The organism is Pseudooctadecabacter sp., assembly GCF_965657175.1.
GTDB lineage: Bacteria > Pseudomonadota > Alphaproteobacteria > Rhodobacterales > Rhodobacteraceae > Octadecabacter.
Map to the genome: position 1 here is coordinate 16658 of NZ_CBFHNH010000016.1, position 26344 is coordinate 43001.

30 protein-coding genes and 1 pseudogene are annotated in these 26344 nt (G+C 58.3%); 24 read left to right on the forward strand and 7 right to left on the reverse strand.

What is annotated here, in order from left to right; genetic code table 11:
- Window position 1 precedes the first annotated feature (1 nt).
- A complete protein-coding gene (locus ACTG36_RS12700) occupies window positions 2–670 on the reverse strand; it encodes a TVP38/TMEM64 family protein (protein ID WP_375280851.1) in 669 nt (222 codons plus the stop codon).
- A gap of 425 nt (window positions 671–1095) precedes the next feature.
- Here ACTG36_RS12700 and ACTG36_RS12705 point away from each other — a divergent pair, with 425 nt between their 5' ends.
- The 12 genes from ACTG36_RS12705 to ACTG36_RS12760 all read left to right on the forward strand — a co-directional run bounded on the left by ACTG36_RS12705 (window position 1096) and on the right by ACTG36_RS12760 (window position 10771).
- Window positions 1096–1734, forward strand: a complete 639-nt coding sequence (locus ACTG36_RS12705) for a L,D-transpeptidase (protein WP_375280852.1) — start codon at window positions 1096–1098, stop codon at window positions 1732–1734.
- A 36-nt stretch (window positions 1735–1770) separates the two neighbouring features.
- Entirely contained in the window at window positions 1771–2490 is a 720-nt protein-coding gene (locus ACTG36_RS12710) for a response regulator (RefSeq protein WP_375280853.1), read from the forward strand.
- 125 nt (window positions 2491–2615) lie between these two features.
- Window positions 2616–3857 carry an ATP-binding protein gene (locus tag ACTG36_RS12715; protein WP_375280854.1) on the forward strand — a complete coding sequence of 414 codons (1242 nt, stop codon included), beginning with the start codon at window positions 2616–2618 and terminating at the stop codon, window positions 3855–3857.
- A gap of 115 nt (window positions 3858–3972) precedes the next feature.
- Window positions 3973–4545: a L,D-transpeptidase gene (locus ACTG36_RS12720; RefSeq protein ID WP_375280855.1), complete on the forward strand. Its 573-nt coding sequence runs from the start codon at window positions 3973–3975 to the stop codon at window positions 4543–4545.
- A complete protein-coding gene (locus ACTG36_RS12725; RefSeq protein WP_375280856.1) occupies window positions 4545–5000 on the forward strand; it encodes a c-type cytochrome in 456 nt (151 codons plus the stop codon). The genes ACTG36_RS12720 and ACTG36_RS12725 overlap by 1 nt, the downstream gene beginning before the upstream one ends.
- A gap of 2 nt (window positions 5001–5002) precedes the next feature.
- The gene (locus tag ACTG36_RS12730; RefSeq protein ID WP_375280857.1) at window positions 5003–5317 is read left to right on the forward strand and encodes a hypothetical protein; all 315 of its coding nucleotides are present in this window, start codon (window positions 5003–5005) and stop codon (window positions 5315–5317) included.
- A gap of 50 nt (window positions 5318–5367) precedes the next feature.
- The gene (locus ACTG36_RS12735) at window positions 5368–5955 is read left to right on the forward strand and encodes a c-type cytochrome (RefSeq protein ID WP_375280858.1); all 588 of its coding nucleotides are present in this window, start codon (window positions 5368–5370) and stop codon (window positions 5953–5955) included.
- Window position 5956: 1 nt separating this feature from the next.
- Window positions 5957–6853 carry a c-type cytochrome gene (locus ACTG36_RS12740; protein ID WP_375280859.1) on the forward strand — a complete coding sequence of 299 codons (897 nt, stop codon included), beginning with the start codon at window positions 5957–5959 and terminating at the stop codon, window positions 6851–6853.
- Window positions 6850–8262 (forward strand): multicopper oxidase family protein, encoded by a 1413-nt coding sequence (locus ACTG36_RS12745; protein ID WP_375280860.1) that lies wholly within the window; start codon window positions 6850–6852, stop codon window positions 8260–8262. Before ACTG36_RS12740 ends, ACTG36_RS12745 begins: the two co-directional genes overlap by 4 nt.
- On the forward strand, window positions 8262–8726 hold the full coding sequence (locus ACTG36_RS12750; protein WP_375280861.1) for a c-type cytochrome: 465 nt from the start codon (window positions 8262–8264) through the stop codon (window positions 8724–8726). Before ACTG36_RS12745 ends, ACTG36_RS12750 begins: the two co-directional genes overlap by 1 nt.
- 23 nt (window positions 8727–8749) lie before the next feature.
- Window positions 8750–9478 (forward strand): DsbA family protein, encoded by a 729-nt coding sequence (locus ACTG36_RS12755; RefSeq protein ID WP_375280862.1) that lies wholly within the window; start codon window positions 8750–8752, stop codon window positions 9476–9478.
- A gap of 9 nt (window positions 9479–9487) precedes the next feature.
- A complete protein-coding gene (locus tag ACTG36_RS12760) occupies window positions 9488–10771 on the forward strand; it encodes a multicopper oxidase family protein (RefSeq protein WP_439142533.1) in 1284 nt (427 codons plus the stop codon).
- Between the two features lie 9 nt (window positions 10772–10780).
- Here the strand turns inward: ACTG36_RS12760 and ACTG36_RS12765 are convergent, their stop codons facing one another.
- Both ACTG36_RS12765 and ACTG36_RS12770 read right to left on the reverse strand, forming a co-directional pair.
- Complete coding sequence (locus ACTG36_RS12765) at window positions 10781–11272, reverse strand: rhodanese-like domain-containing protein (protein ID WP_375280864.1); 492 nt, start codon at window positions 11270–11272, stop codon at window positions 10781–10783.
- Window positions 11250–11864, reverse strand: a complete 615-nt coding sequence (locus ACTG36_RS12770; protein WP_439142535.1) for a hypothetical protein — start codon at window positions 11862–11864, stop codon at window positions 11250–11252. Before ACTG36_RS12770 ends, ACTG36_RS12765 begins: the two co-directional genes overlap by 23 nt.
- A 185-nt stretch (window positions 11865–12049) precedes the next feature.
- Between ACTG36_RS12770 and ACTG36_RS12775 the strand changes: the two genes are divergently transcribed.
- Genes ACTG36_RS12775 through ccmI form a run of 4 tightly spaced genes read left to right on the forward strand, consistent with a single transcriptional unit; the run spans window position 12050 to window position 16251 of the window.
- Window positions 12050–14059, forward strand: a complete 2010-nt coding sequence (locus ACTG36_RS12775) for a heme lyase CcmF/NrfE family subunit (RefSeq protein WP_439142537.1) — start codon at window positions 12050–12052, stop codon at window positions 14057–14059.
- A 4-nt stretch (window positions 14060–14063) separates the two neighbouring features.
- Window positions 14064–14627 carry a DsbE family thiol:disulfide interchange protein gene (locus ACTG36_RS12780; RefSeq protein ID WP_375280868.1) on the forward strand — a complete coding sequence of 188 codons (564 nt, stop codon included), beginning with the start codon at window positions 14064–14066 and terminating at the stop codon, window positions 14625–14627.
- A complete protein-coding gene (locus ACTG36_RS12785; protein WP_375280869.1) occupies window positions 14624–15100 on the forward strand; it encodes a cytochrome c-type biogenesis protein in 477 nt (158 codons plus the stop codon). Before ACTG36_RS12780 ends, ACTG36_RS12785 begins: the two co-directional genes overlap by 4 nt.
- Window positions 15097–16251 (forward strand): c-type cytochrome biogenesis protein CcmI, encoded by a 1155-nt coding sequence (ccmI, locus tag ACTG36_RS12790; RefSeq protein ID WP_375280871.1) that lies wholly within the window; start codon window positions 15097–15099, stop codon window positions 16249–16251. The genes ACTG36_RS12785 and ccmI overlap by 4 nt, the downstream gene beginning before the upstream one ends.
- On the opposite strand, the gene ACTG36_RS12795 is transcribed toward ccmI, so the two are convergent.
- Window positions 16241–18388 carry a protein-disulfide reductase DsbD family protein gene (locus ACTG36_RS12795; protein ID WP_375280872.1) on the reverse strand — a complete coding sequence of 716 codons (2148 nt, stop codon included), beginning with the start codon at window positions 18386–18388 and terminating at the stop codon, window positions 16241–16243. The genes ccmI and ACTG36_RS12795 overlap by 11 nt on opposite strands.
- Window positions 18389–18605: 217 nt before the next feature.
- Complete coding sequence (locus ACTG36_RS12800; RefSeq protein WP_375280873.1) at window positions 18606–18911, reverse strand: DUF2933 domain-containing protein; 306 nt, start codon at window positions 18909–18911, stop codon at window positions 18606–18608.
- 153 nt (window positions 18912–19064) lie between these two features.
- Here ACTG36_RS12800 and ACTG36_RS12805 point away from each other — a divergent pair, with 153 nt between their 5' ends.
- A complete protein-coding gene (locus ACTG36_RS12805) occupies window positions 19065–19733 on the forward strand; it encodes a L,D-transpeptidase (RefSeq protein WP_439142540.1) in 669 nt (222 codons plus the stop codon).
- Here ACTG36_RS12805 and ACTG36_RS12810 read toward each other — a convergent pair.
- Together ACTG36_RS12810 and ACTG36_RS12815 are read right to left on the reverse strand one after the other, a co-directional pair.
- On the reverse strand, window positions 19730–20017 hold the full coding sequence (locus ACTG36_RS12810) for a hypothetical protein (protein ID WP_375280875.1): 288 nt from the start codon (window positions 20015–20017) through the stop codon (window positions 19730–19732). The two genes, ACTG36_RS12805 and ACTG36_RS12810, sit on opposite strands and share 4 nt — an antisense overlap.
- A 23-nt stretch (window positions 20018–20040) precedes the next feature.
- Window positions 20041–20238 (reverse strand): heavy-metal-associated domain-containing protein, encoded by a 198-nt coding sequence (locus ACTG36_RS12815; RefSeq protein ID WP_439142542.1) that lies wholly within the window; start codon window positions 20236–20238, stop codon window positions 20041–20043.
- 207 nt (window positions 20239–20445) lie between these two features.
- Between ACTG36_RS12815 and ACTG36_RS12820 the strand changes: the two genes are divergently transcribed.
- From ACTG36_RS12820 to ACTG36_RS12850, 7 genes and pseudogenes are all read left to right on the forward strand, one after another.
- Window positions 20446–21099, forward strand: a complete 654-nt coding sequence (locus tag ACTG36_RS12820; RefSeq protein ID WP_375280877.1) for a DUF1007 family protein — start codon at window positions 20446–20448, stop codon at window positions 21097–21099.
- Window positions 21084–21950, forward strand: a complete 867-nt coding sequence (locus ACTG36_RS12825; protein ID WP_375280878.1) for a nickel/cobalt transporter — start codon at window positions 21084–21086, stop codon at window positions 21948–21950. Before ACTG36_RS12820 ends, ACTG36_RS12825 begins: the two co-directional genes overlap by 16 nt.
- 77 nt (window positions 21951–22027) lie before the next feature.
- Window positions 22028–24538, forward strand: coding sequence for a heavy metal translocating P-type ATPase (locus ACTG36_RS12830; RefSeq protein ID WP_375280879.1), 2511 nt, complete (start codon window positions 22028–22030; stop codon window positions 24536–24538).
- A 12-nt stretch (window positions 24539–24550) separates the two neighbouring features.
- A complete protein-coding gene (gene cueR, locus ACTG36_RS12835; RefSeq protein ID WP_375280880.1) occupies window positions 24551–24952 on the forward strand; it encodes a Cu(I)-responsive transcriptional regulator in 402 nt (133 codons plus the stop codon).
- Between the two features lie 275 nt (window positions 24953–25227).
- Window positions 25228–25761 (forward strand): annotated as a pseudogene (locus tag ACTG36_RS12840) (amino acid permease); the annotation flags it as partial.
- A gap of 72 nt (window positions 25762–25833) precedes the next feature.
- Window positions 25834–26256, forward strand: a complete 423-nt coding sequence (locus ACTG36_RS12845; RefSeq protein ID WP_375280882.1) for a disulfide bond formation protein B — start codon at window positions 25834–25836, stop codon at window positions 26254–26256.
- The gene (locus tag ACTG36_RS12850; RefSeq protein WP_375280902.1) at window positions 26232–26312 is read left to right on the forward strand and encodes a hypothetical protein; all 81 of its coding nucleotides are present in this window, start codon (window positions 26232–26234) and stop codon (window positions 26310–26312) included. The genes ACTG36_RS12845 and ACTG36_RS12850 overlap by 25 nt, the downstream gene beginning before the upstream one ends.
- Window positions 26313–26344 lie beyond the last annotated feature (32 nt).

Sequence of the window (26344 nt, forward strand, 5' to 3'; positions counted from 1 at the left end):
GTCAGATGAATTTGGACAAGCGACCGGATTTTCGTTTTTTGCTGACAAGGGCCGCGATCAGGGACAGCCCCGATACAGCGCCTAGGATTGCGATTGTCCAAAGGATGGATTCAGAATTTCCGGTCATCGCGACAGCCCCCATATGCGCCAGAAAAAGGCTCGCGGGGATGATGCCGGCCAATGTCGCAAGGGCAAAACGCCACGTTTGTATTGCGCTGAGACCCGCGGCATAGCTGATCAGGTCGAAGGACAGAAACGGTAGGAGGCGGCTGGCGAAGACAATGAATGTCAACATGTTCTGAGAGCCCAGGAGAGCCCAACGGGAGGTATCGCCAAAGTACCGCTCGACGAAAGGATGACCCAGTTTGCGGGCCAGCGCGAAAGCGATCAACGCGCCGAGTTCGGCCCCGATCACGACAAGTGCCGCGCCGGCCCAATGGCCATAGGCCGCACCAGCGGCCAGCGCGATCGGCGCGGAGGGCAGGGGGCTTGCCACGATCGCGATGGCCATGAGAGCGACAACCACGATCGGACCAAAGACGCCAGCAGCGTCGATCCAAGCCTCAAGATCGGCGCGGGTCGGCAATGTCAGGCCCAAATTGAGCATATCCGGTCGCGCGAGAACGACGAGGCCCCCGATGAGGGCGATCAAAGCTGCAAGACGAAGCATCTTGCCTAGCCCAAGAGGGCTAACAGAAGCGCCGAGACCAACAGTGCGACACCAAAAGCGGCATGGGGTGCGGGTTGCCGCAACACCACTACTGCGGCTTTGGGGGCGGTAGATTCTGGTTGACGGGTCTGTTCAGGGGCGTGCCGCTGTGTTGAATAAACGTGTCTTAATTTACCGTCTTGGGATCTCATATTTATAGTGCCTTCTAAGCTCGTCATGGATGCGATTATAACGCTCAGGTAGGGGTTCCACTGGCTGGAAGGTCAAGTCGCTTAAGTGTCACAATTACATTTTGAGACAAAGCGGTTCTGGTTCATGGGTCTTTGGGGTTCGTAATATCAGGGTCAGCTATCGTCATTTTGACGATTGTAGGTAAAATGCTATGTTAATCAATGCATTGTAGTGAAGTCTGATTAGGAGACGAAATGACACTTTTGACGCGCCGAACGGCTGTATTGACTGGGATCGCTGCCGCGACACAGCCAAGCCTTAGTTTTGCTCACCCCTTTGTCCTGCCGGATCGGTTTCTTCCTCAGCTTGTGAACACCTATCGGCCCGACTGGATCGCCGGATCGGTGCATGTCGTCCCCGATGACTTTTTCCTCTACTTCATGTTGGAAGACGGCATGGCAATCCGATATGGCGTAGGTGTCGGTCGGGATGATTTGTATGAGGCGGGCACGTTCAATGTTGCGCGCAAGGCCGAGTGGCCGCGGTGGCGTCCCACGAATGCGATGATCCGCCGCGAGCCGGAAAAGTACGCACGCTTTGCCGATGGCGTACCGGGTGGTCCTGACAATCCACTCGGCGCGCGCGCGTTGTATCTGTACGATGATGACGGGCGCGATACATATTTGCGCATCCATGGAACAAACGAGCCACGGACGATCGGATTTGCCGTATCAAACGGGTGTGCGCGTTTGACCAATGAACATGTGATTGATCTTTACGAAAGGGTGCAAGTTGGGGTCAAAGCGCATCTGTATCCAAAAAACCGCGTCGAGTTGAATGATGCCAACGTCGTCTGTCAGGGATTTTCTGATCAATGTATCACCATCGTGTAACTGAGGCCTTGGCCCGCGTATCAGTCCGACTCTGATATGAGCGACCTGCCCAACATCCTGATTGTAGACGATCACCCCGAAATTCGGCAGTCTGTTGCACGTTACCTGGTGCGTAATGAAATGCAGGTGGCTACTGCAGAAAACACAATCGAAATGGACAGCGCTCTTGCGTCGTCTCGTTTTGATTTGATCGTTCTGGACGTGATGATGCCGGGAGAGGATGGCCTGTCGGCGTGTAAACGGTTGCGTGAACAAAACGATGTTCCAATCCTGATGCTAACCGCAAAAGATCAGGACGAGGATCTTTTGAAAGGCTTCGACGCGGGCGCTGACGACTACATATCTAAGCCGTTCAATCCGCCGGAACTGCTTGCCCGAATCCATGCGATATTGCGCCGTGCGGCAAAATCCGAAAACGCCGACCGTGGGCTTGATGGACACAAGGTCAGTTTCGGAGATTTGATTTACGATGTAGACGCGAGGATCATTACGCGGGGCGATGGACGCATGGAAATTTTGACATCGGGCGAAGCGCAACTGCTGCGAATTTTGATAGAGAATGCGCGGGATGTCCTTAGCCGTGATGATTTGTTGATGCGGACGATGGGGCGAACGGCCGGTCCGTTTGATCGGACCATCGACAATATGGTCAGCAGACTGCGCAAGAAAATTGAACCCGACGTACTTAGGCCGCGCATCATTTCTACCATCCGCAATGGAGGGTATTCTCTGACGAGTGATGTGCAAATTCTGTGATGCGGGTTTCAAGGTGGCGACTGCAAACGCAGCTTGTCGTTCTGGTAGTCTTTGCGTTTCTGTCGGGGCAGCTTTTGAGTATCTGGCTGCTGACGGACGAAAGGTCGCTTGCGATTCAGGCCGCATTGGGCGCTGGGGCCGCTGGCAGGGCGGCCAATGTCGCAAAGCTGCTTGAGGATGCTCCACCCAACCTTCGAGAGCAGATCGTGCAGGCCGCAAACTCCCCGCTTGTCAGATTTGATATAGCCAGAGAGGCCAGCGTCAGTGAGGGAGAGCACCACGAAGATGCTGTCGTAAGCGCGAGGGTGCGCGCCCTTATGGGTGACAATTTCAGCCGTGCGATCCGCGTCGAGGTGCACGAGATCAGTCAGGAACTTCTTCCCGTCCCAAACCTGACGCCGGATATGGCGGAGCTTCATGCACAGATGATGCGCGGGACGGTTTCGACGATCGAACTGGAAATGTCGATCGCCTTGTCCGGTGGGGATTGGCTTAACGTCGGCACCCGGTTTGAACGACCACCCTGGCAAGTTTCTGGTGCGTCACTCACCTCGTTCATCATATCGGGCGGATTGATTGTTGTCGTTCTTCTTTGGTTTGTCATCGCCAAGCTGACACGCCCCTTGAGCGCCTTGACGCGTGCGACCGAAACATTGGGACGGGGCGGAGATATCGATGATTTGCCGAAATCCGGACCGTTCGAAGTGCAGCGGCTGACACAATCCTTCAACACCATGCAGGGTCGGTTGAGCCGGTTCGTGTCCGACCGAACTTTGATGCTGGCCGCTCTCGCTCATGATCTAAGATCGCCGCTGACGGCGCTGCGCGTGCAGTCAGAAATGGTCGACGATGAAGAAACACACGCTGCATTGGGACGGTCTATTGCCGAAATGTCGGACATGATTGACGCGACATTGGCCTATGCGAGTGGCGTGGGCGAGAATGAGACGGTACACGAAGTGTCCCTACGCGAGCTGGTGGCCCGCAGCGCGGAACATAGCGATGCGGCACTGTCCGATGCCGACGATGTTACAGTTCTCGTGCGCCCTGTCGCAATGGGACGGGCGCTGAGAAATCTGATCGAGAACGGTGTCAGATATGGGGATCGGGTGAGCATCGATTGGGAGAAAAATTCTACCGAAGTGGTCATTTCAGTCCGCGACGAGGGCCCAGGCATTCCTGAGGCAAAACTTGATCAGGTTTTTGAACCCTATGTCAGGCTGGAAGATAGCCGATCCCGAAAAACGGGTGGAACAGGGCTGGGTCTGTCGATCACTCGGAGTGTCGTTTTGCTTCACGGGGGTCAGCTGACTTTGCGAAATCTGCCCGAGGGCGGACTTGAGGCACGCATTTCGCTGCCGCTGTGAACAGGTGCTTTTTTGCAGCGATCATCTGCCGTTATTTCCGCGGGTTACATTTTGATACATCACATGGATGACCAGCGATGCTAGACCGCCAGAAAGAATTATACGAGGTATCGAGATGGTGCAGAAGAATGTGAAATGGACGCGTAGGGCGACCTTGATCGGTGGCGGCAGTTTTCTGGCCGCACCCGCAATCGTGAGTGCACAAGACCTGCAAAATGGATCACCGGAGCGCAATGTCGCGTCCTTCGCGCCGCACGATTGGCGGGATCATTTCGACAGCTTGGGCCGCGGGATCATCATCTCGGACACGATCACCCGTGCTTTGCAGCACTGGACAGCAGATGGCGAGATGCGAATTTATCCGACGTCCGTCCCGATGACGGATGAGTTGACGCGTCGCGGTTATACGACTGTGATTGAAAAACGCGAAAACCCGACCTGGCGGCCGACCCCGTCGATGCTGGAACGAAACCCCGATTGGCCCCGGGTTGTCCCCGGTGGCGACCCAATCAATCCGCTTGGAACGCGGGCGCTGTACCTGTCGTGGACCTATTACCGCATCCACGGAACACAGGACACGCGCAAGATTGGCCGCCGGTCGTCGAATGGATGCATCGGGCTTTACAATGAACAGATCGAAGAGGTCTATGACCGGACTCCGGTTGGAACACAGGTGAAATTAATCTGATGGACAGATCAGGAATATTGATTGGCCTGTTCTTCGTGGTCGGGCTCGGCTATGTTGGATACCAGACTTTCGCGGCACCCAATCCGGCTGGTCATTCGATGACTCCACCGGACCTGAGCGACATCGAAGCTGGCGCGCCAATCGCAAACGTGTCAGTGCCCGAAACCTTTTCCGAAGCGGCATTGGTGGGTCAGAACATTTTCAACCTGAAGTGCGCGGTATGCCACGGAGAGAACGCGGCGGGCCAGAATGGTGTCGCACCGCCCTTAGTGCACGTAACATACGAGCCGAACCATCATTCGGACATGGCGTTTGTGCTTGCTGCTCGAAACGGGGTCCGTGCGCACCATTGGGACTTTGGGAATATGCCAGCCATCGAGGGTTTGACCGAGGGCGACGTCAAATTGGTCGCGACCTACGTGCGGGAGCTTCAGCGCGAGAACGGGATCTTCTGAGCGTGGTCCGCCCATTTTCATTCCTGAATACGTTTTTGGTCGTGCTGATGCTATCTGTAATAGCATCCGTCGTTCCGAGCGAAACACAGGCGCATGTGGCCGTGCATGAAGTTGCTGAAACGGTGCCGCATCTGGATGTTGATGAGCCAGAACCGCATTGCCACGGCGAGATCGAATGTGTCGTGACCCTTTTCCCTGCCACTTTTGAGACATGGACGGCGATGTCTTATTCTCCTTCGGCCCATATCGTCGTGAGAGATACCCAACCTGTTGGGGCAGCGCTGCAACAAGATCCTCCGGTTCCAATAGCGTCCTGACCTTCGGTTAGGAAATCTAGGAAAATTGGAGAAATGAAATGAACTCGAAAATGAAAACGATGACGGTCGGATTTGCCCTTGCGGGGGGTCTGATCAGCAGTATCGCGCTTGCGCACACTGGCGCGACGGGTGTGGTCAAGGAACGGATGGACGGCATGGTGGCCTTGCGCGACGGTGTGCGCGACGTCACGCCGATGATGCGGGGCCAAACCGACTATGACGCGGATGCGGTCGCAGCGTTCGCACAGATCGTGCAAGAGCATGCCGGCGAGGCGATGACGGAACTCTTTCCTGAAGGATCAGGCGGCGGTGTGTCCAAAGCACAAGACGCGGTCTGGACCGATTGGGAAGAGTTTGAGGCCCTTGCCATGCGGCTTGAGCTACTGGGTGAGGCTTTGGAATTGGCATCTGTCAACGGTTTGGGCAGCGCCGAGGGCGGTGACGCATCTGCAACGGATATGATGGGTACGGGATCTACGATGACGACCGACACCGGCATGGGTGCCATGATGGGCACTGCCGCACCTGAAGTCATGGATCTGACCACGCTGGCGGCCTTGCCCGTTGATGACCTGTTCTCACAGGTCGGTCAGTCCTGTTTAGCGTGCCACACAAAGTATCGCGCGGAAGGAAACTGATATGCGGCGCCTTTGGAAGGGCGCAGGTGCGATCGCCGCTGCGGCGGCGGTCGGCCTTGGCGCAGTCTATGCGTGGCCGATTGGAACACCTCCCCCTGATACTCTTGCATCGCTGGACGGCAATGTCGGCAACGGGGCCTATTTGGCGCGTGCGGCCGGCTGTATCGCCTGTCACACCAACGCCGAAGGCGGCGCGCCGCTGGCGGGGGGTGTTCCCCTCGAGACGCCGTTCGGGACGCTGTATTCACCGAACCTGACGACGGATCCGGAGTACGGTATCGGAGATTGGTCCATCGAGGATTTTGCCGTGGCGGTACGCCAGGGCATTTCGCCGGAGGGTGAGCCCTATTACCCTGCCTTCACCTACCCGTTTTACGCGGACCTGTCGGATCAAGATATCGCGGACCTTTGGGCCGCATTTCAGACTGTTCCGCCAAACGAAACCCCGTCCATTGTGGCGGATATGACATTTCCGTTCGATCAACGGGCTGCTCTGAAAGTGTGGCGGGCGCTGTACCAGTACGACCCCCTGACCGAGCCGGTGGAAGGCCAATCAGACGAGTGGAACCGCGGAAAATGGCTGGTGGAAGGAGTGACGCATTGCGCTGCCTGTCATACGACCCGAAATATACTGGGCGGCCGTATGATCGAGACTGCAAAGTTTGCTGGGTCCGACATGTTGCCGGGGGGCGGTAATGCACCGCCCATTGACACCGCGTCGCTGGTGGACGGAGGCTGGGATGTAGAAAGCCTTGCCTATGCCTTGAAAACCGGAAGCACTCCGGAAGGCGACGCATTCGGAAACGCCATGGGCGAAGTCGTCCTTTACGGCACTCAGTACCTGACTGCGGACGATCTAACTGCGATGGCTTCTTATTTGATGGATCAACCAGAATGACCAAATTGGAACAGACAAAACTTACGCGCCGCGGCCTGATGGCCGGGGCGCTGGCAGGGGCGGGCCTGACGGCGTTGCCCGTGTTCGGGCAATCCGTTGCGTCACCCCCTATGGATCTGCGCGCGCAGGTCGCGATGAAACGTCTGTTGCCCGAACAATACGGGATGACAGAGGTTTGGGGGTATAACGGCGGCACACCGGCGGGCGAAATCCGTGTGGCGCAAGGGGCGCGCGTTCAGCGCCGCTTGGTCAACGAACTGCCGCAGTCCACGTCGATCCACTGGCACGGCATCCGCATTGATAATGCCATGGACGGGGTGAGCGGGCTGACACAGGATGCGGTTGAGACTGGCGCGAGTTTTGACTACGACTTTGTCGCGCCTGATGCGGGGACTTATTGGTATCACGCTCATAACCGGTCGATGGAACAGGTGGCCCGGGGTCTTTATGGACCGCTGATTGTCGAAGAAGCAGATGCGCTTGATATCGACCGCGAAGAAATTTTCATGTTCGATGACTGGTTGGTCGATCCGGCGACGGGACAGATTAAGGATGACTTCGGGGCGGCCCATGACCTGAGCCATGGCGGCCGGTCCGGCAACTACATCGTCACCAACGGAACCTTCGGGTTAACCAAACAGGTCAAGCAGAACGAAAGGCTGCGATTGCGGCTGATCAACACGGCGAATGCCCGCATTTTCCAATTGCAGTTTACCGGTCTTGCCGGATGGATCGTTGCGCTTGACGGTATGCCGCTGGCAACGCCGGAACCGCTTTCGGCAACGCTTTTGCTGGGGCCGGCGCAACGTGCGGATGTCATCGTCGATGTCACCGCCGATGAAGGTGGGGCCGCGGGTATTCTGGCGATGCTCGATCAGCAACCCCAGCCTCAGGTCCTTTTTGACGTCACCGGTCGGGCATCCACAAACCGGCGGCCCGAGGCAGGGGCCCTGCCGCCCAACGATCATACGATGGTGTCATTGGAGCAGACGAGACGGATCGAGCTGAAGATGGAAGGCGGTGCCATGGGTGGCCTTCGCTCGGCGATGTTGGGCGATCAAAACATGGGATTCCGGGAGCTGGCCAACGCCGGACAGTTCTGGGCCTTTAATGGTGCGATCGGCCGCATGGAAGATCCACCGCTTGCAAAGCTGGAGCGTGGCGAGCAGGTCCGGCTTACGATCGCCAACGAGACCTCGTTTCCGCACGCGATGCACCTTCACGGCGTGCACTTTCACGAGGTGTCCGAAGACGGCAGCCTCGGGCCATTGCGCGACACGACCCTTCTGGCCGCCGGCCGGAGCCGTGACATTGCCTTTGTCGCGGACAATCCCGGGGATTGGCTGTTTCATTGTCACATGCTGGGCCATGCCGCATCGGGAATGATGACCCGGTTTGAGGTGACCTGATGAACAAGGTGGTCGTGTCGGGAATTGTCGGTGCGCTGGTCATCGGCGGCGCCGCAGCCTTTTGGATGTTGGGCGATGACATGGCGGTCGAGGGCGCGATCGTGGCGTCAGCCGACATCGATCTGGTTGCCGGAGAGGCCATTTATGCGCAAAGCTGTGCAGCTTGCCATGGGGCCAATCTGGAGGGTCAGGCAGACTGGCGATCACCGGGGCCGGATGGACGTATGCCCGCGCCGCCGCACGATGAAACAGGTCACACCTGGCACCATTCTGACGAGGTCCTGTTCGCCTATACCAAGTTGGGTGGGGTGGAAATGATGGCCCAGCGGGGAATGGAATTCGACAGCGGGATGCCAGGCTTCGAGGGGCAACTGACCGATCAGGAGATCTGGAATGTCCTGGCCTATATCAAATCGACTTGGCCTGAAGACATTCGAGCGCGACAAGCGCAAAATAATCAATGAAACCCATTTCAAAGGATAGCCACATGAAGACTCTTATCACTTGCGCACTTTTGGCGACGACGGCTTTGCCGGGGATGACGGCAGCGGATGAACTGACCGAAGAACAGATCAAAGAACTGGTTTATGAGGCCATTCGCGAGAACCCCGGTATCATTATGGAAGCCGTCGCCATTTTGGAACGCAGCCAGCAACAAGCCCAGGAAAACGCAGTGGCGAAGGTTCTGAACGAGGAACGCGATCGCCTTGAACAGGACCCCAACGCGATCGTTTTGGGCAACCCTGATGGGGACGTTACGGTCGTCGAATTCTTTGATTACAATTGCCCCTACTGTCGGCGGGTGATGCCGGAGGTCTATACCCTCGTGGAGCAGGATCCGAACGTCCGGCTGGTCTATCGCGAATGGCCCATCTTGGGGGAAGGGAGCGATTTTGCAGCGCGGGCCGCTTTGGCATCCCGCAATCAGGGCCTTTATGAGGAATTTCACATTGCGATGATGGCCATGGAAGATCGGGCCGAGGAGGCTTCGGTTCTTCGGATTGCGCGCGAGGTCGGGTTGGATATCGAACAGTTGCGGCAGGATATGGATGCCCCTGAGATTGATGAACATATCGCCACATCCATGGATTTGACCCGCGCCCTTGGTTTCAGCGGGACGCCATCGTTTGTGATTGGGGATGCGTTGATCCCCGGATACGTCGAAGCGCAGGTTCTGATTGATGAAGTCGACAAGACGCGCGCGCAAGCGAACTGATCTGCTGTCTTGCTAACGCGGCGGGACTTTCTGGGCAGCATCGCGGCTGTCGGGGTGGGCGGTGTTATGCGGCCTGCCTCGGCTGGATCGGTGGCGCACAGGCTGCGCCCCGAGGCCCTGTCTGTGACCATCGGTGAGACGACGCAAACCATGCTCGGCTTCAACGGAAGCTGGCCGGGTCCGGAACTGCGCGTGGGGCAGGGGGACGACGTATCCGTGCAGGTGGACAACCGGCTGGACGAAGGCACCCTGGTCCACTGGCACGGGCTGCGTCTGCCCAACCGGATGGACGGGGTGAATGTGCTTACCCAAGAGGTTATTCCGCCCGGCCGGACATTTGATTACCGGTTCGCTGCCAAGGATGCGGGCACGTTTTGGTATCATTCGCACTATATCGCCTTCGATCAGGTCAGCCGAGGATTGTTCGGGCCCCTGATCGTGGAAGAGGCCGCACCACCGGACGTAGACCTTGATCTGACGGTACAGCTGTTCGAACTGCTGGTGGACAACGCGGGGCAATATCAAGAGGACTTTCCCGCCGATCAATTCACTGGGGCCGGACGCATGGGCAATGTTGTGCGGGCGCTGATGCCCGCACGCAGTGTGCAGCAGGGCGCACGCCTTCGGCTGCGCCTGATCAACCCGTCAATTGACCGTGTGTATCGGGTGCAGATTGGCGGTGTGGACGGTCACATCGTGGCCTTGGATGGAATGCCGCTGTTGGCACCGCGTGCCGTGGGCGAGATCGTTTTGGCCCCCGGTCAACGGTGCGACGTGATCGGGGACGTAACGGGGGACGTCGTGCTGTTTGATGGCGGCAACAGGATTGGTCAGGTTTCGGTGAATGGCGCACGCGCACGCCGCAACATACCATTGCCAACGCTGAGGCCGAATACAATGCCACGGCCATCATCGCAGCCGATCCAAGCGACGTTGACCTTGCAGGGCGGGGCAGGGGGCGGTGGTCACGGCGGGTTCGGCACCTGGGCGCTGAACGATGTGTCCGGTCTGCCACGCAGCCCTCTGGTAGATGTACGCCGTGGCACAAGCGTGCGACTGCGGATTGAAAACGCGACGGGGTTCGACCACGTGATGCATCTGCACGGACATCATTTTTGGGAGCTTGACCCAACAACGGATGCCGTCGGGGACTACCGAGACGGCACGTTTATCCGCGCAGGCGACACGCGGGACATTCTGTGCGTGCTTGATAATCCCGGCAACTGGATGCTGCATTGCCACATGCTGAGCCATCAGGCCGATGGCATGGGCACGTGGCTGCGGGTGCGTTAGGATTTATTTTCAGGTGAGGTCGGACGGCAACGCCTCAAGGGCGTCTTCCACTGAGACGATGGGGAACCCCCCTGCGATCCAACCTGGCCCGCGCGACGATCCCATCATGCCTTCGGACACATCGATGATACCGCCATAGCCCGCGTCCAACATTCCCGTCAAAACGGCGTTTGACCGCCCGCCCACGGCACAAATGACCGCAACGGGGCGATCCTCTGCGCGGGTCTTGGCGGCCAGCAGGCGCTGAAGAAACCGCGGTTCATGCAGGCTGATGGGCCATGCCCCTTCGGCCACGCCGGTTTGCATCCATTCTTCACGGGATCTGACATCCACGAGGCGGATACGGTCCTCGACCAAAGCCTGATAGGCTTCGGCCGCTGACCAGATTGTGTCAGATTGGGCGCGCAGGGGTAGGGCAGTGACGAGGCCCAAGGCAACACCACCCGACAGGACCAGACGCCGCGAAGGGAGAAGAACATCAACCATCGCTGTCGTCACCATCCATGCCGTCCATGCCGTCCATATCGCCGTCCATGCCGTCCATGCCGTCCATGTCGCCGCCCATGCCGCCCATGCCGTCCATGCTCATGCCACCACCCATGTGATCCATTGCAGACATATTGTCCAAGGCGGCCTGCAATTCATCGAGGTTTACATCACCGCTTCCGTCGGCGTCGAGGCTCTGGAACCGGTCGACCATCATATCGCGCAAGGCCTGGCTGTCCCATACTGCATATTCATTCATGTCCAGCATTCCGTCCCCGTTGGAATCGAAATCTGCCAATGCGCTGTCCACATCATTGCCATCGAACAGGGCGCTGATCTGACCGTTCATTGCCATCTGGGTCATCATCGACATATGCATTTGCATCATGGACTGCATCATCGCCATATGATCGCCACCCATGCCGGACATACCACCCATACCGGACATGCCATCCATACCGGACATACCGCCCCCCTCAACGAAGGGTGTTTCGCCGTTATCTCCGTTATTGTGATGGTGGTTTTCGGCAAGGGCGCTGGATCCAGCGGCAATTGCGCCGAAGGACAACAACGAGAGCATCATGGGGCGAATTTTCAAACTGAGCATTTCAAGACCTTCTTTGTTTCTTCGCAAGGATATGAGACCAAACCCAGTGGGAACAATGACAGGTGGCGTTTTGATGCGTCTTGTTTTGTCACAGGGATCGATTACAAATCACGACATGACACTGCTAAACTGTAGGATGGGGGTCTGATACCTGACGGTTGCTATGACATCCGATGGAGTATGCCATGACACCTGAGATCGGCCATTTTGCACTCGCCCTTGCTTTGGCATTGGCGTTGATCCAATCGGTCCTGCCCATTCTAGGCGCGGCGCGCAATGATGCGGTCTGGATGAAAAGCGCGGTTTGGACATCGGTCGGGCAGACCGTCTTTGTCGGGATTGCCTTCGCTGCTTTGATGACCGCCTTCGTGACGAGTGATTTCACGGTCCTCAACGTGATTGAGAATTCACACTCGCTGAAGCCCATGCTGTTCAAAATTTCCGGCACATGGGGCAGCCATGAGGGATCGCTTTTGTTATGGGTGCTGATCCTTGCGGCGTTTGGGGCGCTCGTGGCTTTGCTGGGCAACAACATTGCCGAGGGGACCAAGGCGCGGACGCTGTCCGTGCAGGCTTGGATCAGCGTGGGGTTCCTGTCTTTCATGCTGTTCACGTCGAACCCGTTCGATCGGGTTTTTCCGCCTCCGTTGGACGGGCAAGACCTGAACCCGTTGTTACAAGATGTGGGTTTGGCGCTGCACCCGCCGCTTTTGTATCTTGGCTACGTCGGCTTTTCGATTGTGTTTTCCTTCGCGGTGGCGGCCCTCATTGAGGGGCGTGTTGATGCCGCATGGGCCCGATGGGTACGGCCATGGGCATTGGCGGCTTGGGTCTTTTTGACAGCCGGCATCGCGCTGGGATCGTGGTGGGCCTACTACGAACTGGGCTGGGGCGGTTGGTGGTTCTGGGATCCGGTCGAGAACGTCAGCTTCATGCCATGGCTGATGGGGACGGCTTTGCTGCATTCTGCGATTGTCACTGAAAAGCGCGGCGCGTTCAAAAGCTGGACGATCCTGCTGGCGGTCCTGACGTTTTCGCTGTCACTGCTGGGCACATTCATTGTCCGGTCGGGGCTTTTGACGTCAGTCCATGCCTTTGCGGTCGATCCCGAGCGGGGGCTTTATATCCTTGGGCTTTTGGCGATCTCTATCGGGGGGTCATTCGCGCTTTATGCGTGGCGCGCGCCGTCGATGGAGGGGGGCGGGCTGTTCAAGCCGGTCAGCCGAGAGGCAGGGCTATTGGTGAACAATCTGATCCTTGCCACGGCCACGGGGATTGTCCTGTTCGGCACGCTCTATCCGCTGTTCTACGAGGCGCTGAACGACGGTCAGAAACTGTCCGTGGGTCCGCCATTCTTCAACGCAGGGTTCATTCCCGTGATCCTGCCGCTGGTCTTCATGAGGGGGTTGGGACCGTTCCTATCCTGGAAACGGGCTGACGTGGGCACGGTTGCGGCCCGTCTGAAATGGGTCGCAGTGCTGAGCGTCGGATTTGGCTTGGTGCTGTGGTATCTGGTCCGTGGCGGCCCAATTCTGGGGTATCTGTCGTTGATCCTTGCGGCGTGGCTTCTGTTTGCGACGCTGCGCGAGTGGGCGATGCGTATTCGTTTGTTCGATGAACCTTTCAGGGTCGCCATGCGTCGTGCGCGGAACCTGCCGCGGGCGTCCTGGGGGATGACGATTGCCCATGGCGGACTGGCCATCGCGATCTTCGGGTTCGTCGGATCGAGTGTATGGAAAAGCGAGCAGATCCTTTTTGTCTCGCCGGGGACAGAGATTTCCATTGCGGGCTTCGATGTGACCTTCACCGAGGCCGAGCAGATCCGCGGACCCAACTATGTCGCGGAACGCGGGACCTTGAGTGTCCGTCGCGACGGTGAGGACCTTGGATTCCTCTATCCGGAACGCCGTTACTATCCTGTTGCGGATTCAAGCACGACTGAAAGCTCTATCCGTTCAACCTTTGCGGGTGATCTGTATGCATCGCTGGCACAGCCGGCCTCCGAAGAGGTCGAAGGAGAAAACGTCTGGACTTTGCGCATCTTGTACGAGCCGCTTGTCATGCTGATCTGGATCGGATCGACCCTGTTGGTGCTGGGCGGCACAATATCGTTGACGGACCGAAGGTTGCGCGTGGGCGCGCCACGACGCACAGCGGCCTCGAAACCGGCGCCTCTGCCTGTTCCGGGGGAATAACGCGATGCGCTGGTTGGCCTTTGCCCCCTTGCTGATCGCGGCTGTGATCGGTGGATTCTTTTTGTGGGGCCTTGACCCTGACCGGGATCCAAACGCAATTCCGTCGGTCCTGATTTCCCAACCTGCACCTGCTTTTGATCTTGAAGCAGTTGCAGGGCTGGACATGCCGGGACTGGAGCGTGCGGACCTTGTGGGCAATGAAGGACCGGTGATTGTGAATGTCTTTGCGTCTTGGTGTGTGCCGTGTCGGGCGGAACATGCGGTTCTGACCTCCTTTGTGGAACAAGAAGGGCAGACGCTGTTCGGGATCAACTATAAGGATAAGCCCGAAGACGCGGTGCGCTGGCTGAACGAGCTGGGAAATCCCTATGCGCGGATCGGATCAGATTTGTCGGGACGCGCGGGAATCGAATGGGGAATTTCCGGCGTTCCCGAAACTTTTATCGTCGCACCCGACGGGACCGTTCTTTATCGCTACGTTGGGCCGGTGGTGGGCGACGATGCGGTGCAGACCTTTCGGGCGGCCCTGCGTGACGCCGAGGATTGGCAACCGGAGGTGGGATCATGAGAAGGTTTATTGCAACCTTGTTTGTTGGACTGGCGCTGGCCAGTGCAACCTTCGCCGTCGAACCGGATGAAATCCTGCCGGATCCGGTGATGGAGGAACGTGCCCGCGAGATTTCCAAGAAATTGCGCTGTGTGGTTTGTCAAAATCAGGACATCGACAGTTCCAACGCAGGGGTTGCGCGTGATTTGCGGCTGCTGGTGCGCGAACGTCTGGTCGCGGGCGACAGCAATGCAGAAGTCATCGCCTATGTTCGCGCGCGGTATGGCGATTATGTCTTGATGTCACCGCCGTTGAACGGGGCGACATTCGCGCTCTGGGCGGCGCCGTTTGTGCTGGTTTTACTGTCTGTGGGGGCCTTCGTTATCGTGGTGCGTCGTCGACCTTCGCAACAGCCCGCTGGCCTAGACGAGGTGGAACAGGCGGAGTTGGACGCCTTGCTGGCACCGACCAAACAGGATGGAAACACTTCATGATCTGGATTATTTTCGCGGCGCTGAGTGCGGCAGCTGTGGGGTTCATGCTAATGTCTCTGCGTCCGCAAAAGGCGGCTTTGGGACGGTCCGAGCTGTCACGCGCGATCTTTGAGGATCAGCTTGCCGAAATCGACCGCGACGAAAAGCGGGGTGTGATTTCGGGAGACGAGGCCACAGCCGCCCGAGCGGAGGTATCCCGCAACATCCTCAAGGCATCGCGCATAGGCTCGTCCGGAACGAGACAGATGGACACCACCAGCCGTATGGGAATTCTATTGGCAACCTTGCTGGTTCCCGCAATCACCTTTGGTTACTACGCTGAATTTGGAAACCCCGACATCTCGAGCCTGTCCATCGCGGATCGTGCGGCCGAACGACAGGAACGGGATGAGGTCGTGGCCCTCGCATCGCGGCTGGAGACCGAGTTGCAAGCCCATCCGGAGGGTGGCCCATCCGAGGGGTGGATGTTGCTGGGGCAGACGCGTATGCGACTGGGTGATTACGAGCGCGCGGCAGACGCCTATTCGGTCGTGGCGGAGCGTGACGAGGCTGATTCTGCGGTCTTCTCCATGTTGGCTGAGGCCTTGATTGCGCAGGAACAGGGTGTCGTGACCCCCCGCGCCGATGCGGCGATTGCCCGTGCGCGAGAATTGAGCCCGATGAACCCCGCAGGCACGTTTTATGCCGCGCTGTCGTTGGAACAATCCGGGCAGGGCGGGGCGGCCCATGACCTGCTGATCGAGCGGCTGGACTTGGCAGATGGATACTATCCTTGGATGGACACCTTGATCGCACAGGCGAACCGGATCGGTGCCTCCATCGGGCGTGACCCGATTTCGGTGGCGCAATTTGCCCCAATGGCGACCCAACCCGGCCCCACGCAGGATCAGGTTGCCGCCGCGCAGGACATGTCGGAAGAAGATCGCGCCGCGTTCATCGCCTCAATGGTTGACCGCTTGGCGACACGGTTGGAAGACGAACCGGACGATCTGGATGGGTGGCTCAGGCTTGCGAACGCTTACACCGTTCTGGGCCGACAGGATGAGGCCGTGACCGCATATGAAACGGCTGTAACCCTTGCGGATGCCTTGCCGGACACTGACCCTAGAAAGGTTGCCGCTGAACAGGGGCTGGCATCGCTCAGGGATTGAAGCTGCTGTTGGTCAGTTGGAACAGACGTTCCTGCAGGTTTGACAGTTCCGCCCGCTGGATCGCGTCCATCACCGCTGACGCTGTCAGAACCTCGGGCAGGATGATGCCATTCGGGGCATTCGGGCCGTAGACGGCATTAAAGGGAATACCGTAGCGGTTGTTGTCCTCAAGGAACCGGGCGATGGCCTCGTCCGGTCTTGTCCAATCTGCCTGCAGTGCGACGACGTCCGACCCATTCAGCGCCGTTCTGACAGGATCACGTTCGAGCACAAGAACCTTGTTCGCTTTGCAGGTGACACACCAGTCGGCGGTCACGTCGACAAAAACCACTTGCCCCCGCGACACGGCCCGCGCGATGGCCGCACGTTCAAAGGTCGACCATGCGATCAGATCATCGTCGATGACAATTGGGGCAAGTTCCTGCTGTGGACGCATTTGGATGGTCAGCACAAGCGCAAGAACAACTGTCAGCGTTGCGATAACCGGATGGTTTGCGATGTGGCGACTGCCCTGGAGCAGTGCCAGAAGGACAAGTCCCGCGCCCAGTGTCAAAGCGGTGATGGGCCAGCCTGCGACACCGATCATCACCCACGCGAGCCAGACCACTGTTCCGACCAATAAGGCGCCCACGCCCCATTTGACCCAGATCATCCACCGGCCCGGTTTGGGCAACGCCCGCGCCAGTCTCGGTGAGGCCGCCAAAGCGAGATAGGGGAGCGCAAGGCCAAGACCGAGGGCGGTAAACACGATGACGATGTCCACAGTCCGGCCAGCCAGCGCGAAGGCAACGGCTGTCCCAAGGAACGGAGCCGAACACGGCGTCGCGAGCAGAGCCGCGAAAAAGCCGGTGAAGAAATCACCGAACGACGATGACCCGCCTGCACGATCCATACGGGTCTGAAGCCGAGAGGGCAGCGAAATTTCGAATACGCCAAAGAGATTGCCTGCAAAGAGCAGAAGGATCGTCAGGGCCACCGCCAGAAATGCGGGGTTCTGGAACTGTATGCCCCACCCGATGGAGGCCCCAAGCGCCTTGAGAACAATCAGCACCCCCGCAAGGAGCCACATGAACGTGAGAATGCCGAGCGTTGTCATCAAAAGGCCACGCCGGTGATCTGTCTGGTGTGATGCGTCATTGCGCGTCAAGGACGAAACCTTGATCGCCAGAACCGGCAGCACGCAGGGCATCACATTGAGGACCAGTCCCCCAAGGACCGCGATCAGGGCATACCACAGGATCGTGTCAACGCTGACCCCCGGCACGGCCAGTTCAACCGGAGGGGCAGGGGCGGCACCCACCATGTCCGGCTGGGCCGTGAACACGGCACCACCGCGTTCGACAACTGTCACCGTGAGAGGTGCCCCGGTTTCAACATCGGCATAGTTGATCGGAAATTGCGCCCAGGCCCTGCTGCGATCCTGCGAGAAGCGGATATCGGGTTTTCCGAAGGTGGAGGCGTCGCCCAATTCCGGAAAGATATCGACTGTGTCGAAGGCCCGCGTGGCGGTCACTGCGATTGTCAGCTGCGTGCTGGCCTCATCCATGAAAGCCGTGAAACCCGAGATCTGCGATGGCAGACCGTCGGTCGGAACCGTGGCGAGAGCGTCCGCAATCGTGTCGCTCGCGACAGCATCACGGCTATCCGACAAGGGCAGCGCGACATCGAGGTTCAGCGATTGCGGCACGCAAACGTCCGAGCAGACCAACAGGTCCAACGAAAAATTTGCTTCGGCGGGTACGCCTGCCTCGGTCAATTGGACTTTAAGAGGAAAGACCACGCGGTCTTCGTAGCCGAAGTTCTCGATCCCGAAGGCGACGAATCGTGTCGGGGCGGGCCAGAGGATTTCGACAGCGCCGATGTTGGTGGAACCGCCAATCGTCAGAGCCGGGGGCAAGCCAACTTCACCGGGGGACCGCCAATAGGTTTTCCAGCCCGGTTCAAGATCAACAATGACCGCCGCCGAGAGGGTCTCTGCCCCCTGGATCACACCATCCTGAGCGAAGATCAGTTGTGCCGACACGCTGTCGGTGCGGACAATCTCCGACTGTGCGGCAAAGGCGGCGCCGGCAAATCCAGCCCAAAGGCAAACGGCCAGCATCGCGCGTCGCCAAAGTATCGGCACCCAATTTTTCATGACGATCAATCCGATCCGGTGATGATAAATCCCTGACGTCCATCCTCGCAGGTCAGCGCCTGAACCGACCCCGTGGAGGGACCTGCAAAGTCACAGGATTGCGGCATAACGGCCGACCCTGGACGCTCCACCGCCGCTTTTTCAACCCCATCGAGGGCCTTTTGGCAGGCACAACCGCTCAGCAGCATCAAGGCCATTGCGCGGAGCGGGACAAGCGTCACTGTGTTCGCGTCGCCGGAATGGACGTCGGACTCAGTGGGATGTCCGACAGGTCTTCTTTGGTCTTTTCAGTTTTATCTGATCCGTGGCAGGATTTGCCCATGACCGCAAACATGGCGACATGAACGCCGATGCAAAGCGCAATAGGGACGAACACGCCCAGATTGCCCATCAGACCGGCGATGGTTCCGCCCGCGATAAAGAAGCCCGCGACGGGCAACAACATAATGGCACAACACACTGCCATTCCGGCGTGCATGAGGCCAAAACCCTTTTTGGCCGACGTATTTTCCTGATCGTTCATAGCAAAACCTCATCGTTTCTGGTCGCTATAAACCCGCGCTTGACCTTGCAAAGCAAGATTACATTCGAAGACATTGGGGTCCCCCCTGTAGCCAAGGGAACCTCTAACCACATATTGCAGTCTAGAAATTGTTGCTACTTTGAGAGGATGAATATGAGTGCCCTGACACGCCGCCACTTCATTGCGGGATCGACGTTGCTTTTCTCGGCCCCGATCGCAAGCCCGCTTGCCGCCCGTCCAACGTCAGACAGGTTGATGTGGGATATCTGGGACGAAGACGTGCGCCCCGCCGGCTATGACCCTTTCACTTCGAACCCTTGGGGGCTTGAAGAACGGTTCTTGCCGCGCCGAGTCTTCGCAAATGACGGGTTGACGCCTGGCGATATCCACGTCGATGCTGTCGCGCGGTATCTTTACCACGTCGAGGAAAACGGGACCGCGATGCGCTATGGCGTCGCCATTGCCCGTGGCGATCTATACGAGCCAGGCACCTATACGATGCAACGCAAGACAAAGTGGCCGATCTGGACGCCCACTGCCAACATGATTGCACGTGAGCCCGAAGTATATGAACAGTTTGCCGGTGGTGTGGACGGGGGACCGGAAAACCCATTGGGATCGCGGGCGATTTATCTGTTTGTCGGGAACCGCGACACCTACTTGCGCATTCATGGCACGCCATTCCAGAGGTCTATCGGCGGCCGCGCAAGTTCGGGGTGTGTTCGCATGGTTCAGCAACACGCTATCGACCTGTATGAGAATGTCGAAACTGGAAAGACAGCTTTTCTTTATCCGCCCGAAGACGCGATCGGCGAAGCCTAAGCCGGCTGCGCCTGAGCGGAAATTATGCAAAGCTGTGCGCCTGCTGTGTTTCGAAGCGGCAGGCGCGTGGTTTCCACGACACCGGCATGCATGTAATAGAAGCAGTTGTCTGTTGGATCCATAAAGGCAGTCGACAGATCCTGATAGGTTGCAGCCCTTTCAACGACCTGTAACGGCAGTTGCGGATAGGGGCTCTCCGGTTCCGGCGGTGTAGGGTCGACAACAGCACAGGCTGTCACAACCGTCATAGTCAATAGAGCGGCAGGCATCTTGAGATGGGTCATGGCTGTCCTTTCGAAGGCAATATTTAAATAGACGGTTCTGCCGGATAACCGGCTTTTTCCAAAGCCCGACGCATCGCGTCCTGATCCGCCTTCGTGACGATGTTTACCTGCCTCAGATCAGTATCTGCCTTAACTAAGGCGTCAGCGTCAACCTCATGCGCGGCCTTGGTTATCGTCGAGACACAGTGTCCGCAGCTCATGTTTGGTACGCGAAATAGCATTTTGGCTCCCTAGTGTAAGACTTTGCGGTCACAAAAACCGCTTTTTAAGCAGCTAGAACGATTGGCGTCATTAGGCCAGTGCGCTGCCGATTACATTTCACGACAGAGGCGGCGCTGGCATAGGGGCTGTTCCCGCGTCATAACGTCGGCGTCCGCAACCCGAGGAGCAAAAAAGTGTCTCAGGCGTTCGCATTTTGGCAATGGAATATGCGCTTGCTTTTCGTATTTTGCAGCGTGCTCTTCATCATTCTAGGGGGGACAGCTCGCGCGCATCCTCATGTTTTCGTCGACGGCGGCATCGACTTCATATTTCTGGAAGACGGGCAGCTTGGCAGCATAGTGGTGACGTGGCGCTACGATGCCTTCGAGACACTCTATCTCTTGTCAGACATCGGGATCATCCCGGAGCAGGGTGCGGATTTTACCGATCAAGATCGTGCTTTGGTCGAAGAACGATTGGGAGAGTTTCCGTCCGATTTCGACGGTTCAGCCCATTTGACGGTGATGGGACAGACCGTCTCCCTCGACTGGCCACGCGATCTGACCGCGCGGTTGGTCGGCGACCGCCTCGAAGTTTCGTTTTTCAGGGATCTGACGACGCCTGTCGCGCTTTCGGACACGGGCCTTCAGGCACAGTTCTACGAACGCACCTATTTCTTCGCGTTCAGCTTGACAGATGCGCCGGATTTCATCGGAGACAACGGACGATGCTCCGGCAATATCGACCCCTTTACGCCATCCGATGACACGCAAGACCTGACAGACATGCTGGCTCAACTGAGCCGGGAAGAGACCCCACAGGATGTCAATGTCGGTGCGACTTTCACTGACACGTTGGAGGTGACATGCAACGCCGCATGATCATGACGGGCAGCGGGCTTCTGATCACGGCCGCGCTTTTGTATCTTCAATGGCCGGTCATTCTGGATTGGGCCGTGCAGGCGCAACGGGAATTTCAGAACGCCATGGCCCGCGGACTGCAGGCAGCCCGATCCGGCGATCCCTGGGCGATTATCGCGCTGTGCTCAGCCACCTTTGCTTATGGTTTCGTACATGCCTTAGGTCCGGGTCACGGCAAGATCCTGCTGGGTGGCGCGTCTGTCGCGACAGACTCCACGCACCGACGGATGATCATACTGTCGTTTGCATCGGCGCTGGCGCAGTCCGCTACGGCAATCGCACTCGTTCTGGGTTTCGTCGGCGGTGCGAGCCTATTGTCCGGTTCAGGGGCGGTCGACATGGTGGAAAGCTGGCTTATGCCGCTAAGTTATCTTCTGATCGCAGGCGTTGGTGGTATTCTTGTCCTGAGAGGACTTCGACAGCTGTCTGACCATATGCGCCGCCGCAACGACGCATCATGCTGTGGCCATGCCCATGGTCCAACGGCCGATGATGTCGCGCAAACACGAGGATGGTACGACACAGCGGCCTTGATTATTACGATTGCGATCCGCCCCTGTTCGGGCGCCTTGTTCCTGCTGATCATCGCAGTGCGCCTCGATCTGATCTGGCTCGGTGTTCTTGGCACCATTGCGATGGGATTGGGAACCGCCCTGCTGAATGCGGGTGTCGCGTCCTCGGGTGTTTTTGCGCGGCGGGCCATTCAGACCGGCAATGCGGCGTCTTTGCTGGTCGTTTCCGGATTGCTGCATGTGGTGGCCGGGGGGGTCGTTGTCCTGCTCAGCTCTGCCGTTTTGCTACGATTATTCTGATCGATCACGAAAAAGTCTTGAGCTTCCAGCAACTGGAAGGCCTATATGAGGTCTGAAAGCTGATTCAGGACCATGATATGACCTCTACATCGACGATGACCTTCAACGTAAATGGCATGAGCTGCGCCTCCTGCGTCAGCCGTGTTGAACGCGGATTGAGCGATCTGCCGACCGTCGACACGGTGCAAGTGAATCTTGCGACGGAAACCGCGACGGTTCAGGCGAACGATCCTTCGGCAGCAACAGATGTTGTGCGCACCCTTGAGGATTTGGGATATCCCGCCCGAACGGCCCGTGTGGTGCTGACCGTCGGGTCCATGTCCTGCGCGTCCTGCGTGGGGCGGGTGGATAAGGCGCTGGCGGGTGTTCCCGGGGTGGTTTCGGCCTCCGTCAATCTGGCGGCAGAAACCGCAACGGTCGAGTATGTTGAAGGTGTCGTGACCGTTGATCAGATCGCGCAGGCATCCACCGACATGGGATACCCCGCGACCGTAGCGCAGGAAGATGCGTCGCAGACACGTGCGGACCGAAAGGCAGATGAAGCCAAGGGTTTACGCAGGCTGGTGATCTTTGCAGCCCTTCTGACGCTGCCGGTCTTTATTCTGGAAATGGGCGCGCACCTTATTCCCGCGTTCCATATGGCGATTGAAAACAGCATCGGGATGCAGGTGTCGTGGTACATCCAGTTTGTCCTGACCACGATCGTTCTGTTTGGGCCGGGACGGTATTTCTTTACCAAGGGCTTTCCGGCGCTGTTCAGGGGCGCACCGGATATGAACAGCCTTGTGGCTTTGGGCACAGGGGCCGCCTGGTCCTATTCCGTGATCGCGACATTCCTGCCAAATCTGGTTCCCGATGATATCCGTGCGGTCTATTTCGAAGCTGCCGCTGTCATCGTCGTGCTGATCCTTGTGGGCCGCTGGCTGGAGGCCCGTGCGAAGGGGCAGACCGGCGCGGCCATTCAGGCCCTGTTGGGGTTGCAGGCCCGCACCGCCCGCGTCCTGCGCGACGGCGAGACTGTCGAACTGGACGTTGACCAACTCCGTGTGGGCGACACAATTCTTGTGCGCCCAGGTGAACGCATTCCGGTCGATGGTGAGGTGACCGATGGCACCAGCAATGTCGATGAAAGCATGATCACGGGCGAGCCTGTGCCAGTGGCCAAGACCAGCGGGGCCAGCCTGACCGGCGGCACCGTGAATGGCACGGGCAGCCTGACATTCCGCGCCGCCCGCGTGGGCAGCGACACGACACTGGCGCAGATCATCCGTATGGTTGAGGACGCTCAGGGCGCAAAACTGCCCATTCAGGGGCTGGTGGACCGGATAACACTCTGGTTCGTGCCGGCGGTCATGGTGCTTGCAGCCCTGACCGTTCTGGTCTGGATCGCGATCGGGCCTGATCCTGCGGTGACATTTGCGCTGGTCGCAGGGGTGTCGGTGCTGATCATTGCCTGTCCCTGTGCCATGGGTCTGGCCACGCCGACCTCGATCATGGTCGGCACTGGGCGGGCCGCCGAAATGGGGGTGCTGTTCCGAAAGGGTGACGCGCTGCAGGAACTGGCCGAGGTCAATGTTATCGCCCTCGACAAGACCGGCACGGTGACCGAAGGCGAACCCACTTTGACGGATGTCATCGTCGCAGATGGCATGGATCGCGGCGCCGTGCTGTCCCTGATCGCGGCGGTCGAGGCGCAGTCCGAACACCCCATCGCAGAGGCCATCGTGCGCGGGGCCCGCAGCGAAGGTGTTGCCCAATTGACGGCAACGGATTTCCAGTCGTTTACCGGCTTTGGCGTGTCCGCGCAGGTCGATGGCAAGACGGTGCTGATCGGGGCGGACAGGTTCATGCGGCGCGAGGGTGTGGATATCGCCCCCTTGACCGAGACCGAGAATGACCTTGCCCAGCGTGGCAGGACGGCCTTGTTCGCGGCAGTGGACGGTGCGCTGGCCGCCGTGATCGCAGTCGCCGATCCGGTAAAACCGGCAAGCCGTGCAGCCATTGAAGCCTTGCACAAACGGGGGTTCAAGGTCGCGATGATCACTGGCGACAAACGGCAGACCGCCGAAGCCATTGCCGCGGAAACCGGTATTGATATTGTCATCGCCGAGGTGCTGCCCGACGGTAAGGTCGCGGCACTCGATGATCTGCGGGCAGGGGGGCGCAAGATCGCCTTTGTCGGTGACGGGATCAACGATGCGCCCGCACTGGCCCATGCGGATGTTGGCATTGCGATCGGCACGGGCACGGATGTCGCCATTGAATCTGCTGACGTGGTCCTGATGTCCGGTGACCTGCGCGGGGTTGTTAATGCGGTTGAGGTGTCGAAGCGGACGATGTCCAATATTCGGCAAAACCTGACGTGGGCGTTTGGGTATAACGTGGCGCTCATCCCTGTTGCCGCAGGTGTGCTTTATCCCGCGTTCGGGCTGTTGCTGTCGCCGGTGTTTGCGGCCGGTGCGATGGCCCTGTCGTCTGTGTCTGTCCTGACGAATGCTTTGCGACTGCGGCGTATCACGCCCGCCATGCGCGAAGAGGCACAGCCAGCTGTGCGTGCTGGCACGATCCAAACCCAACCAGCAGAATAGGAGGCCCGTCTCATGAACATCGGCGAAGTGGCAAAGCGATCTGGGCTGCCCCCTAAGACGATCCGCTATTACGAAGATATCGAATTGATCCGACCCAAGCGCCATGACAATGGATACCGAGTTTTTCGTGAAACCGATCTTTACAAGCTGGCGTTCCTGGGCCGCGCCAGAACGCTCGGCTTTTCGATCGAGGACTGCCGCATATTGCTGAGCCTTTACGAGGATGAGACCCGCGAAAGCGCGCAGGTCAAGGCACTGGCGCAGGATCATTTGACCGCAATCAACGACAAGATCAGCCAGCTGCGCGCAATGCGTGAAACCCTGCAGGAGCTGGTTCAATCCTGTCACGGGGACGACCGACCCGATTGCCCGATCCTGAGCGATTTGTCCGGAGAGACTGCCGATCCCGTCTAGAAATCGCCGACAGGTCTGCCTGTCAGTTACAAAGTCATACATCTTTCGCAGCCAATTTTGTCGACACGACGGGGCGGGAATTTTCGCCCTGACCGGCCAGATCGCACAGTTGGCCGGCCCGTATTTTCCAATGGCCTTCATCGCTGGGGCCTTCGTATAAAGCCTAAACGCTTACACCTACATCAAGATCGGCGGCATCGCATTGTTCGGCATCGCAGCTTTGTGGGCGGGCGGGTTTCAATTTGCCGCCGATGGAGGTGAGGCCCAATCCTTCGGGGCAGGTGGTGTTCTATCTGACGGTGCTTTTGGCCGCCGTCGCCACGGCCTCGGGTGTTCTGGCCAGCGTCCTCGCAGTGTTCCGGATGCTGACGATGCTGACAAAGATGGAGATGATCCCACACAGTCATTTCGGCATGTCCGGTTCCATCCGCAGTCATATGCTGGTTTACACGGTCGTGATCGCATCCGTTCTGGCAGTCTTTTTTGATCTGTCGCGTATCGCATCGCTGGGGGCGTTCTTCTATCTCGTGGTGGACATGACCATTCACTGGGGCGTGTGGAAAAACCTCAAGTCTGAGATCGGCGCAAACGGGTTGGTGATCCTGTCGGCGTTCTTTTTTGATGCCGTTGTTCTGATCGCATTCAGCGGCATGAAACTGCAGTCTGACCCGTGGATTGTGGCAATTGCTGCTGTTGCGATTGTGATGGTGTTCATCGCACTGCGCTTTTACCTGGGGCAGTGGATTGCACCGCGCGAGGACGCGGACCAATCCACGCGACAAAACAATACAAAACAGGTCCTAGATTGAGGCTTGAGGCGATGGACGCTGTTGGTGTGATCGTTCACACCTAAACGGATTGTCACGACAAGGGTCTTCCCCATGGCCACATCATCCCATCACGTCGCTTTAGCTGCGTCCGGCGGATCATTTCTGCTTCTGGCCGGAGCCTGGACCTTTCAGGCCATAGGGTACGCCCCCTGCGCCATGTGTATCTGGCAACGCTATCCACAGGCGATTGCGATTGTGGTCGGGGTTTTGGTACTGCTGGGTCTGCGGCATTGGGGTCTGTATTTGCTTGGGGCGGCCGCAACAGCGACCACCGCCGCGATTGGTCTATTTCATACTGGGGTCGAGCGTGATTGGTGGCAGGGTCCGACATCCTGTTCAGGGTCTGGGTTCGATCCGAGTTCACTGTCCGGAGCAGACCTTTTGTCACAGAAGGCCCATCAAACATCGTCATCTGTGACGAAGTGGTCTGGGCATTATTCACCGTGTCCATGGCGAGCTGGAACGCGCTTTTAAGCCTCTTGTTGACTGGAATCTGGATCGCCGCTGTCTTAATGCGTCGTGCTAGATGACTTGTCACACATAAATCCTCCCATCATCTCAA

Excerpts from the sequence above, each read along its gene's own strand:
- ACTG36_RS12700 (WP_375280851.1), bottom strand. The coding sequence starts at position 670 with ATGCTTCGTCTTGCAGCTTTGATCGCCCTCATCGGGGGCCTCGTCGTT.
- ACTG36_RS12705 (WP_375280852.1), top strand. The coding sequence starts at position 1,096 with ATGACACTTTTGACGCGCCGAACGGCTGTATTGACTGGGATCGCTGCC.
- ACTG36_RS12710 (WP_375280853.1), top strand. The coding sequence starts at position 1,771 with ATGAGCGACCTGCCCAACATCCTGATTGTAGACGATCACCCCGAAATT.
- ACTG36_RS12720 (WP_375280855.1), top strand. The coding sequence starts at position 3,973 with ATGGTGCAGAAGAATGTGAAATGGACGCGTAGGGCGACCTTGATCGGT.
- ACTG36_RS12725 (WP_375280856.1), top strand. The coding sequence starts at position 4,545 with ATGGACAGATCAGGAATATTGATTGGCCTGTTCTTCGTGGTCGGGCTC.
- ACTG36_RS12735 (WP_375280858.1), top strand. The coding sequence starts at position 5,368 with ATGAAAACGATGACGGTCGGATTTGCCCTTGCGGGGGGTCTGATCAGC.
- ACTG36_RS12740 (WP_375280859.1), top strand. The coding sequence starts at position 5,957 with ATGCGGCGCCTTTGGAAGGGCGCAGGTGCGATCGCCGCTGCGGCGGCG.
- ACTG36_RS12745 (WP_375280860.1), top strand. The coding sequence starts at position 6,850 with ATGACCAAATTGGAACAGACAAAACTTACGCGCCGCGGCCTGATGGCC.
- ACTG36_RS12750 (WP_375280861.1), top strand. The coding sequence starts at position 8,262 with ATGAACAAGGTGGTCGTGTCGGGAATTGTCGGTGCGCTGGTCATCGGC.
- ACTG36_RS12755 (WP_375280862.1), top strand. The coding sequence starts at position 8,750 with ATGAAGACTCTTATCACTTGCGCACTTTTGGCGACGACGGCTTTGCCG.
- ACTG36_RS12765 (WP_375280864.1), bottom strand. The coding sequence starts at position 11,272 with ATGGTGACGACAGCGATGGTTGATGTTCTTCTCCCTTCGCGGCGTCTG.
- ACTG36_RS12770 (WP_439142535.1), bottom strand. The coding sequence starts at position 11,864 with ATGCTCAGTTTGAAAATTCGCCCCATGATGCTCTCGTTGTTGTCCTTC.
- ACTG36_RS12775 (WP_439142537.1), top strand. The coding sequence starts at position 12,050 with ATGACACCTGAGATCGGCCATTTTGCACTCGCCCTTGCTTTGGCATTG.
- ACTG36_RS12780 (WP_375280868.1), top strand. The coding sequence starts at position 14,064 with ATGCGCTGGTTGGCCTTTGCCCCCTTGCTGATCGCGGCTGTGATCGGT.
- ACTG36_RS12785 (WP_375280869.1), top strand. The coding sequence starts at position 14,624 with ATGAGAAGGTTTATTGCAACCTTGTTTGTTGGACTGGCGCTGGCCAGT.
- ccmI (WP_375280871.1), top strand. The coding sequence starts at position 15,097 with ATGATCTGGATTATTTTCGCGGCGCTGAGTGCGGCAGCTGTGGGGTTC.
- ACTG36_RS12795 (WP_375280872.1), bottom strand. The coding sequence starts at position 18,388 with ATGAAAAATTGGGTGCCGATACTTTGGCGACGCGCGATGCTGGCCGTT.
- ACTG36_RS12800 (WP_375280873.1), bottom strand. The coding sequence starts at position 18,911 with ATGAACGATCAGGAAAATACGTCGGCCAAAAAGGGTTTTGGCCTCATG.
- ACTG36_RS12805 (WP_439142540.1), top strand. The coding sequence starts at position 19,065 with ATGAGTGCCCTGACACGCCGCCACTTCATTGCGGGATCGACGTTGCTT.
- ACTG36_RS12810 (WP_375280875.1), bottom strand. The coding sequence starts at position 20,017 with ATGACCCATCTCAAGATGCCTGCCGCTCTATTGACTATGACGGTTGTG.
- ACTG36_RS12815 (WP_439142542.1), bottom strand. The coding sequence starts at position 20,238 with ATGCTATTTCGCGTACCAAACATGAGCTGCGGACACTGTGTCTCGACG.
- ACTG36_RS12820 (WP_375280877.1), top strand. The coding sequence starts at position 20,446 with ATGCGCTTGCTTTTCGTATTTTGCAGCGTGCTCTTCATCATTCTAGGG.
- ACTG36_RS12825 (WP_375280878.1), top strand. The coding sequence starts at position 21,084 with ATGCAACGCCGCATGATCATGACGGGCAGCGGGCTTCTGATCACGGCC.
- ACTG36_RS12830 (WP_375280879.1), top strand. The coding sequence starts at position 22,028 with ATGACCTCTACATCGACGATGACCTTCAACGTAAATGGCATGAGCTGC.
- cueR (WP_375280880.1), top strand. The coding sequence starts at position 24,551 with ATGAACATCGGCGAAGTGGCAAAGCGATCTGGGCTGCCCCCTAAGACG.
- ACTG36_RS12845 (WP_375280882.1), top strand. The coding sequence starts at position 25,834 with ATGGCCACATCATCCCATCACGTCGCTTTAGCTGCGTCCGGCGGATCA.
- ACTG36_RS12850 (WP_375280902.1), top strand. The coding sequence starts at position 26,232 with ATGGCGAGCTGGAACGCGCTTTTAAGCCTCTTGTTGACTGGAATCTGG.